Annotated in this window: 11 protein-coding genes; 2 read left to right on the top strand and 9 right to left on the bottom strand. The window is 55.9% G+C overall.

What is annotated here, in order from left to right:
- Positions 1-4 precede the first annotated feature (4 nt).
- The 5 genes from sufC to folP all read right to left on the bottom strand — a co-directional run bounded on the left by sufC (position 5) and on the right by folP (position 5,209).
- Positions 5-760: a Fe-S cluster assembly ATPase SufC gene (sufC, locus tag KTQ90_RS00870; RefSeq protein WP_217316854.1), complete on the bottom strand. Its 756-nt coding sequence runs from the start codon at positions 758-760 to the stop codon at positions 5-7.
- Between the two features lie 111 nt (positions 761-871).
- Positions 872-1,687: a hypothetical protein gene (locus KTQ90_RS00875; protein WP_217316855.1), complete on the bottom strand. Its 816-nt coding sequence runs from the start codon at positions 1,685-1,687 to the stop codon at positions 872-874.
- Positions 1,688-1,876: 189 nt separating this feature from the next.
- Positions 1,877-3,328: a Fe-S cluster assembly protein SufB gene (sufB, locus tag KTQ90_RS00880; protein WP_217316856.1), complete on the bottom strand. Its 1,452-nt coding sequence runs from the start codon at positions 3,326-3,328 to the stop codon at positions 1,877-1,879.
- A gap of 228 nt (positions 3,329-3,556) precedes the next feature.
- Positions 3,557-4,327 carry a diadenylate cyclase CdaA gene (cdaA, locus tag KTQ90_RS00885; protein WP_217316857.1) on the bottom strand — a complete coding sequence of 257 codons (771 nt, stop codon included), beginning with the start codon at positions 4,325-4,327 and terminating at the stop codon, positions 3,557-3,559.
- 60 nt (positions 4,328-4,387) lie between these two features.
- Entirely contained in the window at positions 4,388-5,209 is an 822-nt protein-coding gene (gene folP, locus KTQ90_RS00890; protein ID WP_217316858.1) for a dihydropteroate synthase, read from the bottom strand.
- A gap of 197 nt (positions 5,210-5,406) precedes the next feature.
- On the opposite strand from folP, the gene KTQ90_RS00895 reads away from it, so the two are divergent.
- Both KTQ90_RS00895 and KTQ90_RS00900 read left to right on the top strand, forming a co-directional pair.
- Positions 5,407-6,192 (top strand): glycoside hydrolase family 16 protein, encoded by a 786-nt coding sequence (locus KTQ90_RS00895; protein WP_217316859.1) that lies wholly within the window; start codon positions 5,407-5,409, stop codon positions 6,190-6,192.
- Between the two features lie 120 nt (positions 6,193-6,312).
- Positions 6,313-7,665: a UDP-N-acetylmuramoyl-tripeptide--D-alanyl-D-alanine ligase gene (locus KTQ90_RS00900; protein WP_217316860.1), complete on the top strand. Its 1,353-nt coding sequence runs from the start codon at positions 6,313-6,315 to the stop codon at positions 7,663-7,665.
- Between the two features lie 186 nt (positions 7,666-7,851).
- On the opposite strand, the gene KTQ90_RS00905 is transcribed toward KTQ90_RS00900, so the two are convergent.
- The 4 genes from KTQ90_RS00905 to KTQ90_RS00925 all read right to left on the bottom strand — a co-directional run.
- Positions 7,852-9,321 (bottom strand): sialidase family protein, encoded by a 1,470-nt coding sequence (locus KTQ90_RS00905; protein WP_217316861.1) that lies wholly within the window; start codon positions 9,319-9,321, stop codon positions 7,852-7,854.
- Between the two features lie 44 nt (positions 9,322-9,365).
- Complete coding sequence (locus tag KTQ90_RS00910; protein WP_217316862.1) at positions 9,366-10,013, bottom strand: nitroreductase family protein; 648 nt, start codon at positions 10,011-10,013, stop codon at positions 9,366-9,368.
- Positions 10,014-10,042: 29 nt separating this feature from the next.
- Positions 10,043-11,299, bottom strand: a complete 1,257-nt coding sequence (locus tag KTQ90_RS13635) for a 4Fe-4S binding protein (protein ID WP_254359337.1) — start codon at positions 11,297-11,299, stop codon at positions 10,043-10,045.
- 325 nt (positions 11,300-11,624) lie between these two features.
- A partial coding sequence (locus KTQ90_RS00925) for an InlB B-repeat-containing protein (protein ID WP_217316863.1) occupies positions 11,625-12,244 on the bottom strand: 620 nt, incomplete at its 5' end.

Here is a 12,244-nt window from a genome sequence, read left to right on the forward strand (position 1 = left end):
AATTTTATTCTTCTTCAAGTTCAGCTTTTATCCAATCGTATCCTCGCTGTTCAATCTCCTTTGCGAGTTCGGGTCCGGCGGTCTTCACGATGCGTCCCTTGTAGAGCACGTGTACGACGTCGGGCTTTATCATGTCGAGGAGTCGCTCGTAGTGGGTGATGACGATGGCTGACGTCTCCGGCGTGTGCATCTTGTTGACGCCGTCGGCTACGATGCGCATTGCGTCCACGTCGAGTCCGGAGTCGGTCTCGTCGAGTATGGCGAGCTTCGGTTCGAGCATTGCCATCTGGAATATCTCGTTGCGCTTCTTCTCACCGCCCGAGAAGCCTTCGTTGACAGAGCGGCGTGTGAACTTAGAGTCGAGCTCCACGACCTTGCGCTTCTCGTTCATGAGCTTGAGGAAGTCGCCCGCCTTCAGTTCGGGCTGTCCCTGATACTTGCGCTTCTCGTTGACAGCCGCCTTAAGGAAGTTGGTCATCGACACGCCCGGTATCTCCACCGGATACTGGAACGAGAGGAACAGACCTTCGTGCGCACGGTCTTCGGGCTTCATCTCAAGGATGTTCTTGCCGTTGAACCATGCCTCGCCTTCCGTCACTTCGTAGAGCGGATTGCCGGTGAGCACGGCGCTGAGTGTAGACTTTCCTGAACCGTTCGGTCCCATGATGGCGTGTATCTCGCCATCGTTTATAGTGAGGTTGATGCCTCTTAGTATTTCCTTGCCAGCGATAGTGGCATGGAGGTTTTTTACTTCTAACATATCGAGTTTTGAATTTTGAATTTTGAGTTTTGAGTTGTCGGCTGCGCCGATTTTGAATTAATGAGTTGTGAATTGTGAGTTGTACGTGCAACTCTTCGTACAATGCACAGCTTAATACGAATCGAGCACGCGTCCGAGTTTCATCCGGCGTCGTTCCTTCTTCGTTTCTCGTTTCGGTTCGTCGTTGGGGTCGTATATGCCGAGTGCCACTTCGATGAGCGAGAAGAGGCTGTTGGCGTCGGCTGAGGTGAAGCGGAACGGGAACGTCGCCTTCAAGCCTATCTTTATGTTGTGGCGGTGCATGTTAGAGCGCAGCCTGTATACGTCGGGGCTGCCATTGCAGGTCGTAGCCACATGCGCCTTGCCGTCGATGGCGAGTGGGAAGCCGTACTGGAACTCGAGCGCGAGCGACGAGAAGATGTAGCAGTCTACTCCTACCGCCGGTGCTACGCTCACACGCGGCAGACTTATTGTGCTGTTGCGCTCGTAGCTGCCGTCAGCGTTCCATCCGCTCATGCTGCTCTGCACGTGCCGACCGGCTACGTTAATGTTGGTCATGAGCGAGGCGTAGGGCTGCAGGGCGAAGCACTTGTTCAGGGGATAGTAGCGTGCGCCGACCACTATGTTCTGCATTGTGGCGTCCACTTTGCTGCCGAACCACTGCACGGTCTCGGCGTTGTAGCCGCCTACGAGCGAGAAGTGCTGCTGCGGCAGATAGTATTCGAGCAGCACGTTGCATTGGGGCGAGGCGAACGCTGCGATGTTGCCTGCGTCGCGTGGCGAACGCTCAACGCTTGCCGTCGTGGGGCACGAGAGGTTCATGCCTGCTATCACCGCCCAACGGCGCGACACGTCGTCATCGCCTGCGAAGGCTGTTGCGGCACAGACTGCGAGAACTGCTGTGACGGTCATTATCCTGCGGAACATATATTAAGTTTTGAATTTTGAGTTTTGAATTTTGAATTGTGCGCTTTGCGCATTTTGAATTTTTGAGTTTTGAGTTGTGAATTGTGAGTTGTGAGTTTTGAATTGTTGAGTTATCAACTCCTAATTGAACAATTCCTCATCGGCGTAGCCGACAATTCAAAATTCAAAATTCAAAACTCAAAACTCCTTCTATCCCACTGTTCCCTCAAGCGACACGCTGAGCAACTTCTGCGCCTCTACGGCGAACTCCATCGGCAGCTTGTTGAGCACGTCTTTGGCGTATCCGTTGACGATGAGACCCACGGCTTGCTCGGTGGGTATGCCGCGCTGGTTGCAGTAGAAGAGCTGGTCTTCCGAAATCTTCGACGTCGTAGCCTCGTGCTCCACCACTGCCGTGTCGTTGTGTATATCCATGTATGGGAAGGTGTGCGCTCCGCAGTCGGAACCGAGCAGCAGCGAGTCGCACGACGAGTAGTTGCGTGCGTTGTCGGCGTTGCTTGTGGCGCGCACCAGTCCGCGGTACGAGTTCTGGCTGTGTCCGGCTGAGATACCTTTCGATATGATTGTCGACTTGGTGTTCTTGCCCATGTGTATCATCTTCGTGCCGGTGTCTGCCTCCTGATAGTTGTTGGTGACGGCTACGGAGTAGAACTCCGCCTGCGAGCCGTCGCCGCGCAGCACGCACGAGGGGTACTTCCATGTGATGGCAGAGCCGGTCTCCACCTGCGTCCACGAGAGTTTCGAGTTGACGCCGCGCAGGTCGCCTCGCTTCGTCACGAGGTTGAGCACGCCGCCCTTGCCATGCTCGTCGCCCGGATACCAGTTCTGCACGGTAGAGTATTTCACTTCGGCGTTGTCCTTCACGACAATCTCCACGATGGCTGCGTGCAGCTGGTTCTCGTCGCGCATCGGCGCCGTGCAGCCTTCGAGGTAGCTCACGTATGCGTCGTCGTCGGCAATGATGAGCGTGCGCTCGAACTGGCCGGTGTTGCGTGCGTTGATGCGGAAGTAGGAGCTAAGCTCCATCGGGCAGCGCACGCCCTTGGGTATGTAGACGAACGATCCGTCTGAGAACACGGCGCTGTTGAGCGCTGCGAAGAAGTTGTCGCGGTAGGGCACCACGCTTCCCAAGTACTCGCGCACGAGGTCGGGATGGTTCTTTATGGCGTCGCCGATTGAGCAGAAGATGATGCCTTTCTCGGCGAGGTGCTGCGAGAAGGTTGTCTTCACGCTCACGGAGTCCATGATGGCGTCTACCGCCACGCCGCTGAGTGCCAGTCGTTCTTCGAGAGGTATGCCGAGCTTGTCGAATGTCTTCATCAGCTCAGGGTCTATCTCCTTATTCTCGTTCTTCTTCTTTGCGAGCGGGTCGGCGTAGTACGAAATCGCCTGATAGTCGATCTCGGGCACGTGCACGTGACCCCACTTCGGCTCCTTCATCGTCTGCCAGTGGCGGAAAGCCTGCAGACGGAACTCAAGCATCCAGTCGGGTTCGCCCTTCTTGCTTGAGATGAGTCGCACGATGTCCTCGTTGAGTCCTTTCTCAATTATGTCTGTATGCACGTCGGTAGTGAAGCCGTACTCGTATTTCTGCTCCGCCACCTGGCGCACATAGGCGTTTTTTGTATCTTTATTTTCCATTTTCGTATATAAAAGTCAAGGGAGAGCGACCGATTGCGTCCGCCGTCCGATTGGATTGCGTCCGCCGTCCGATCAGATTGCGTTCGGTGTCCGATCGGGTTGCGTTCGGTGCACGATGACTCAGCCTGCACTTTCAGGCTGCAAGACATCGGCATGCACATCTCCTAAAGAAATGCAAATTTACGAATAATGCGTTGATTATTCGAAGAAAACGTGGCTTTTTTCAGCCTAAAGGTTCATTTCCTTCGAGAGAATATTCTCGAGTTTCTCTGCCGAGAGCCTCAACTGGAACGCGCCCTTGATAGCCACGCTGATGCCACCGGTCTCTTCGGACACGACGATGGCTATGGCGTCGGAGTCTTGCGAGATGCCGAGCGCGGCGCGGTGGCGCAGTCCGAGCTCCTTCGGTATGTCGTGGTTGTGCGACACGGGCAGGATGCAGCCGGCAGCGCGTATGCGCTTGCCCACGATTATCATGGCGCCGTCGTGCAGCGGCGAGTTCTTGAAGAAGATGTTCTCTATGAGTCGCTGATTGATGCGCGCGTCTATCACGTCGCCGGTGTCGACAATGTCGTCGAGGCGTATGCCGCGCTCAATGACGATGAGCGCTCCCACCTTGCCGCGCGAGAGGTCGATGCACGCCATGACGATGGGCATGATGGTCTCCTTGTCCACTATCTTCTCCTTGCTTGCGCCTACGAACAGATTGGCGAAGGCGCGGAAGCGCTGGTGGGCGCCGAGCGAGTAGAGGAAGCGGCGTATCTCTTCCTGAAAGAGCACGATGATGCCGATGACGCCCACCGACACGAGCTTGTCGAGGATGGCTCCGAGCAGGCGCATCTCGAGCACCTGACTCACGAAGAGCCACACGAGCACGAACACGATGATGCCGATGAAGACGTTGAGCGAACGGCTCTCCTTCATCAGACGATAGATGTAGTAGAGCATCAGGGCGACAAGAAATATGTCGATGATGTCTTTTATTCCGAAGTCGAACATGTTGTGAGTTTTGAATTTTGAGTTTTGAGTTTTGAATTGTGCGCTGCGCGCATTTTGAGTTTATCCTAATTGCTGCACAATTCGAATTGTTTCAAAGGCTTCCTTCACGTCGTGCACACGCAGTATCGAGGCGCCTTTCTGCAGCGACACGGTGTGGAGCACGGTGGTGCCGTTGAGAGCCGTCGTGGGGTCGCCGCCGACGAGACGGTATATCATGCTCTTGCGCGACACGCCTACAAGCACGGGCAGCTCAAGCGCAAGCAGGCGCTCCGCCTCGCTCATTATCTCGTAGTTCTGCTCGAGCGTCTTGCCGAAGCCGTAGCCGGGGTCGAGAATGATGTCCTTCGCTCCGAGGTCGCGCAGGCGCTGCACCTCAGCCGCGAAGTTCTGCATCATCTTCGCCAGCGTCGGCTGCACCGACATCAGTATGTAGGGCACGCCGAGTTGCGCCACGGTCTCGAACATGTCGCCTTCCTCGTGTATCTCCTTGCCTACGATGCCCGTTATGCCGCCTTCCGACACGTCGTTGATGATGTCGGCGCCGAACTCCTCCACACATCTGCGCGCCACAAGCGGGCGGTAGGTGTCTACCGACACGATGGCGTCGGGCTGCTCGCGGCGCACTATCTCAAGGGCGCGCTTCAGACGTTCGGTTTCTTCCTCAAGGCTCACCTCGTCGGCGCCGGGGCGTGTGGAGAAAGCGCCCACGTCGATGATGCGTCCGCCTTCGGCGATTATCTGGTTGGCGCGGTCGGCTATCTCAGCCTCGGTCTGCTTGCGCGATCCGCTGTAGAACGAGTCGGGCGTTGCATTCAGTATGCCCATCACCATGGGCTGTGAGAGGTCGAGAAGTCGGCCTCGCACGTTTATTGTGTATTGCATATGCTCTTGATAATTAGTTAATAACCGACCACAAATTACGCAATAAATATCCGAACTGCCAAATATTTAACTCAAAAAGTTGGGCTCTGCGCACGTCCAAAACCGATTATTTCGCACACGCGCAACGATTTATACAGACATTCTCTTTGCGCACACAGATTATTTGCATACTTTTGCAACATAAAACCCATCAAGACATGAAGCTCAAGACAACTCTCGCTGCTCTGCTCTTCTGCGCAACGGCTCTCGCATCCTCGCCCCACAAGTACCGCCTCGTTTGGCAGGACGACTTCAACGGCACCACTTTCGACAACCGCTCGTGGACAAAGATAAGCCGCGGCTCAGCCGACTGGCGCCGCTATATGTCGGACGCCGACTCGCTATACGCCGTGCGCGACGGCAAGCTCGTTCTGCGCGGCGCTCTCAACACCAACCTCGAAGCCGACACGGCTCGCTTCGTAACCGGTGGACTCTACACCAAGCGCAAGCACGCCGTGAGATACGGTAAGGTGGAGGTGCGCGCACGCTTCGACTGCGCGCAGGGCGTGTGGCCGGCTATATGGATGAAGCCCGATTATGAGATTAAATGGCCACACGGTGGCGAGATCGACATCATGGAACACCTCAACCACGACAACATAGCATACCAGACCATCCACACCACATACACGCACACTCTGAAGCAGGACCAGAACCCGCCGCACGGCGGCACCTACCCCATCGACCGCAACGCCTTCAACACCTACGCCGTGGAGATTCTGCCCGATTCAATAGTGTTCTCGGTCAACGGACAACCGTCGTTCTCCTATCCGCGCATTGAGGAGCATAAGGACAAGGGACAGTATCCGTTCGGCGCCCCATTCTATCTGCTCATCGACATGCAGATTGAAGGCTCGTGGGTGGGCAAGGCAGACCCCAAACAGCTGCCCGTCGAGATGGAGATCGACTGGGTGAAACTCTACGAACTGGAACAGGAGGAGTGAAACTCTGAAACAAGAAGTAAACTCTGAGGAAGTAGAAGTAAACCTTCGAGGAAAGAGAAACAGACTCTAAAGAAAGATTCGGCTGCGCCAAGCACGCTTGCCGACAAAAATAAAAGCAAAATGGAAATATCCGAACTTTACGAAATCTTTAAGCAACACCCCGTTGTTACAACCGACAGTCGCGACTGCCCCGTCGGTTCGTTGTTCTTCGCCTTGAAAGGCGCTTCGTTCAACGGCAACAAGTTTGCTGCAGCTGCGCTTGAGAAGGGCTGCGCTTATGCTGTTGTCGATGAAGCGGAGTACGTCGTTGAGGGCGACGCTCGCTTCATTCTCGTCGACAACTGTCTGCACACTCTGCAACAGCTCGCACGCTATCACCGCCGTGCGCTCGGCACGCCTATCATCGGCATCACCGGAACCAACGGCAAGACTACCACAAAGGAACTCACGGCTGCGGTGTTGCTGCAGAAATACAACGTGCTCTACACCGAGGGCAACTTCAACAACGACATCGGCGTGCCTAAGACATTGCTGCGCCTGAACTCCACACACGACATCGCGGTCGTGGAGATGGGCGCGTCGCACCCTGGCGACATCAAGACGCTGGTGGAGATCGTTGAGCCCGACTATGCGCTCATCACAAACGTGGGTCGTGCGCATCTGCAGGGCTTCGGTTCGTTCGAAGGCGTGATAAAGACTAAGGGCGAACTGTACGACTTTGTGCGTGCGGCTGCCAACGGCAAGAATGATGCTTACTCCATACGCGAGGTGAAGCGCCCGCGCTGCGTGTTCATCGACAACGACAACCAGTATCTCAACGGCATCGCCGACGGACTGAACCTCGTGCGCTACGGCTTAAACGCCGCTGATAAAAGACTTTACGTTGCGGCTGAGGACGTAAAAAGCGAGCCGATGCTCAGCTTCTCGTGGGCGGCTGAGGGCAAGGCGCAGCACCATGTTGACAGCCACCTTATCGGTGCGTACAACATCACGAACATGCTTGCAGCCATCGCCGTCGGCACTTACTTCGGTGTGGAGGCAGACAAGATTGACGCCGCGCTGACCGGCTATGCGCCGAGCAACAACCGCTCACAGTTTGAGCAGACAGCCTGCAACCGCCTCATCGTAGACGCCTACAACGCCAACCCGACGAGCATGGCGGCGGCGCTCAGCAACTTCGAGGCTATCAATGCCGACCACAAGATGGCTATCATCGGCGACATGAAGGAGCTTGGCAGCGTGAGTCACGACGAGCATCAGCGCATCGTTGACCAGCTCAGCCGCATGAAGCTCGAAGAGGTATGGCTCGTTGGCTCGGAGTTTGAGCACACAGCGACGCCGGCTGCGTTCCGCAAGTTTGAGAACGTAGCGGAGGTGAAGGAAGCAATTGCTTCTGAGAAGCCTCGCGACCGCTACATCCTCATCAAGGGCAGCAACGGCACACGCCTGTTCGAACTGCCCGAGAAACTATAGGAGGCTACGGCATTCTTGCCGTAGTCAAAATAACGTAGCGGAGGTCTCCGGCCTCCGCAGCACCAAGTCAGATAGACATCTTTATCAACTTAAAGACTACTACTGTTGCGTGCTGCGGAGGCCGGAGACCTCCGCTACGTTTTACATTCTATTTCTGCGCATAGAGCCGCTTTACATCTTCTTGCTCTATCGCACTTCGCCTTTCAATATCGCATCCATCTGAGCAGATGTAGGCTCGGCAGGCAAGCGCTTTATCACATCCTTCACCTTTCTTTTCTGAGCAGCAGTCAGCACGAAGCTGTCCACGATGTCCTCATAGTAGGCTTTCAGGAATTTGCCACGGTTGATGCGTCGGTTGACGCAATACTTTCCGTCGGTTATCGTCTCCAGGTCGAACGACTTGTACACGAGTTCGCAGCCGTCATAGTTGTGCTCGCCCTCGCCTTGCGGGAAACTTGTGCTGACGGGATTGGGCTTTGTGCCCCATCGTGTGAGCGTCTCCTCGTAGAAGAACGCTATGCGGTCGTCTGCCTGCAGATCCATGCTGCTGTACATCGACACCGTGGTGCTCACCTGATAGCATCCGTCCCAGCCCGAGGCGAAGGCTTTCGCGTTGCGCATGTCGTCGGGCGAGGCAAGTTCTTTATAGAATATGCTAACGTTGTTGCGACCCGTGCCCGTAGGCACCGACTGCAGCGCTACATACATCGGCTTGCCGTCGCTGTTGCGCATGGCTGGAACGATGAGCATCTCGCCGTTTGTGGGGTTGGTGCTCGGCGCGAGCGCGAGTCCGTCCATCGTAGCCTTCTCGGGCTTGTCCCAGCAGCCTTCGCCGGTCTTCGTGTTGCTGTAGGTGTAGATGTTTAGCAGTCGGCATCCCGACGCTCTGCTGGTTATTATCACACGACCGTCGGGCAGTTCCTCGCACTTCGGTTCGTCGCCACCGGGCACGGGCAGAGCAGCAGCGCCGCCGAGAGCGTGCCATGAGCGTCCGAAGTCGTCGGAATATATCACGCGGTTGCCGTTGGGGCGCGCTGTGAGTGCGGCATAGATGCGATAGTAGTCGCCCACCTTCACCACTCTACTCTGGAACAGCTTGCCACTGCCGACGAAAGCGGCGTCTATGACATTGCCCTTGTCGAACAAGCTGTATATATCCTCAGTCTGGTCAACCGGCTTCTGCCATGTGCGTCCGCCGTCGGTGCTGCGTATTGCAGCGATGAGGGCCGGGTTCTGTCTGTTTGTGCTGGGCTTGCCGTACACCGTACAGCCCGCAACAGCCATAATGAGCACCTCATTGCGCTCGCGATCCATCACGACAGCCGGGTCGCCGTAGGCAGCTTCCATCGGAGTCTTATGGGCGTTGATGAGCGAAGTGTCGCCACAAGCCACGTCAATCTCATGCTCGCTCCATGTTCTGCCGTTGTCGTAGCTCAGTTTCGCCACGCAGTCGACGCGTCCGAAGCCGGGGTCGGTGCCGCAGACGAGGCGTGCCGCACTCGCAACGAGTCGTCCGCCGTGGCCGCAGGTGATGCCTGGTATGCGATAAGGCGGAACGTCGATGCTGCCCTTCGCCGTACTGAACAGGATTGTGCCGTCGGCGTAGGCTGCAACGGTGAGCAGCAACATGCCGAGAGAGAATAGAATTTTCTTCATTGTAGCTTGGTTTTACTTTTTTACCTTTTTATCTTTTTACTTTTTTACCCTTTTACTTTTTTACTTTTAAAAGTTATGTTCTCCTCCTTGAACTTATCTTTCGGCTGCGGATGCTCCGCCGGATAGCCAATAACGATCATGTTAAGCGGAACGAGATTGTCGGGGAGCGAGAGCGTTGCGCTTATCGCCTTGCTGCGTTCCTCGGAAGGATAGGCGCCCGTCCATACGGCGCCGAGACCCATAGCGTGAGCCGCAAGCAAGAGATTCTCTGTTGCAGCCGACGCATCCTGAATCCAGAAGTCGCGTCCGCTGCCTTCTATCACCTTATCCATATCGCCGCAGACCACAATGGCAAGCGGAGCCTTGAGCAGCATCTTCGCATAAGGATTAGCACCCGCCAGACTGTCGAGCACACTGCGCTGTTCTACAACCACGAAGTGCCACGGCTGCTTGTTCATCGCCGTAGGTGCAGCCATCGCCGCACGCAGCATCTTCTCCACTTTCTCCTTCTCCACGGGGCGCGCCTCGTAGTCGCGTATGCTGGTACGCGTAGCGATATTGTCGAGCACAGCCTGCTCTTGCGTTTGCGACTCGTTGGCGTCTTCTGCGCCCGACACCAAGCGCACGCCAAGCACCACGACAGCAATGGCGAGCACTACGTTTAAAACGATTGACTTATTCTGTAAATTCATAATGCTTAATTGTATAATTCTTCAATTCCTCATTCAACACTCTTAATAAGCGCTCCCGTTGGGCACACGAAGCGGCAGTACGGGCGCGGCACCCACACCGACAGCACGAGGAACAGCGCCGCGAGCACTGTCACCCACACCGACGCCGACGAATAGAGGAACGCCGTGAACAGCTCGTAGTCGATCCATGCGGTGCATGTGCCGGTGAGCAGCAGCGCCATGAGCACGCCCCAGAGCAGATTGCGCAGCACGGAGAGCAGTTTCAGTACGCGCGGCGTGATGCGCAGCTTGCGTCGACTGAGCTTTCCGGCGAGTTCCTGCGCCGATCCGAACGGACAGACATTGGCGCAGTAGTGACCCGACCGACCCGCCAACGGGTATATCAGCGCCACTATCAGCATAAGCAGCGGAGCGGCAAGTGCACCAATCGCCGAAAGACTCACGCCGCCGGAGAAGACTCGCAGGAAGAGCGTGTAGGAGACGAACGTGCCGGTCCACAGACCGAGCACCACGACGTTCACCGCGAGCTGCACAAGATGCAGTCGGCGGTTGTTATAGAAGAGCGGAACGACAGCTCCGAGCAGCACGACAATCAGCGCAACTATAGGGGGTGCACTTGTCTCAAGTGCACCAACCGAGTTGCTCACACTCCCCACTATAGGGGGTGCACTTGTCCCAAGTGCACCAGCCGAGCCATCCTCACCCCCCACTATAGGGGGTGCACTTGTCCCAAGTGCGCCAACCGAGCCATCCTCACTCCCCACTATAGGGGGTGCACTTGTCCCAAGTGCACCAACCGAGCCATCCTCACCCCACTGACCATGCTGCTTGGCGTAAGCCAGTCCGCGCTGCATGTTAGCTATTATCGCCTTCGACGAGAATGTAGCGCCCGACACGGCGTCCACCTCCTCTGCCAACGTCTCGTCCACCGACTTGTTCTGCCAGTGGTTGAGCAGCTCCTTCGCGCGATTGAAGAAGTCGGGCGACTCGGCGTTGGGTTCAGCCTCAACAGCCGCCACCCTGCCGTCCTTTATATGTATCTTCAGCGGCACCGGTCCGCCGTATCCCTGCACGTCCTTTGCCAGCGGCTTTGTGTTCACCACGAACGCTCCGTCGGGCGTCATCTCCAGCGTGTCGTTCTTCAGCGCCTTCGCCTCATGCGCCTCTCGCAAGTCGTGTCCTAATATCCTGCCGTCGCGCAGTATCGCCGCCGCAGCCAGTATCAGCACCACCACGACGAGCGACAACAGTCGCGCCCAGAATCCCTTCCTTTGTCTTTTTACCATATCGTTGTTCTTATTATTATGTGCAAAGATATAATTTATTGCTTACATTCACAAGCGCTTAGCGCAAGTTATTGCACTGGAGACATCATTACCACGCACAGGTAACATCATTACCACGCACAGGAAACATCGTTACCGCGTATCTGTAATGATGTTACCATGCCTTGGTAACAACCGTTATCTTTGGCATCAATCTGTTAATGTTCGGCAGACAGCTGTAACCGGAGGCTTCTACCGACACATAAACGCAAAAAGTGCTGGACTCCTTGCATGGGATCCAGCCCTTTCTGTTTTTGACTTATGTGTGTCTGCGAATAGCGGCAGCCTATTTCACCACCATCTTTCGACCGTTAACGATGTACAGACCCGGCTTCAGCTTCGGCGCCGCCTCCTTCACCGTCGTGTTGCGGAACAGCACTACGCCGTTCATCGAGCAGATTGTGATGCGCATATCACTGTCGGCGAATATCGCTTCCAGTCCACTTACTACCGTCGTCGTGCCGTGAACCTCAACATCGTGAGCTGGCATTGTCGCCGGAATCTCAATGTCCCAGCCGTTGAATTCTCTGTCTGCCGCAACCTCCGGGTCGGGAACGCTTATCGTTGCGCCGTACTCCAGCGTCTGTTCTAAGTAGAGTTCGCCGTCAAGGTATACAGTCAGGCGGTAAGAGTTGATAGAGAACGTACCCGTCACCTCTACATCCTTTGCCGGCATCGTCTCGGGCAGACCCTGCCAACCAGAGAACGTGTGGCCCTCCTTCTCGGGAGCTGGCTCGGCTACGATTGTAGTGCCGTAGTCAACCTCAACAGACTTGTATTCTGCACCGTCAACTTTATACGTGAGCGTGTACTTGTTCACGGTGTAAGAACCCATAACCACGATGTCGTGTGCTGGCATTGTCGCTGGAACGTCCTGCCATCCGGCAAATGTGTGTCCTTCCTTGG

The organism is Leyella stercorea (assembly GCF_019052365.1).
Classification (GTDB): Bacteria; Bacteroidota; Bacteroidia; order Bacteroidales; family Bacteroidaceae; genus Prevotella.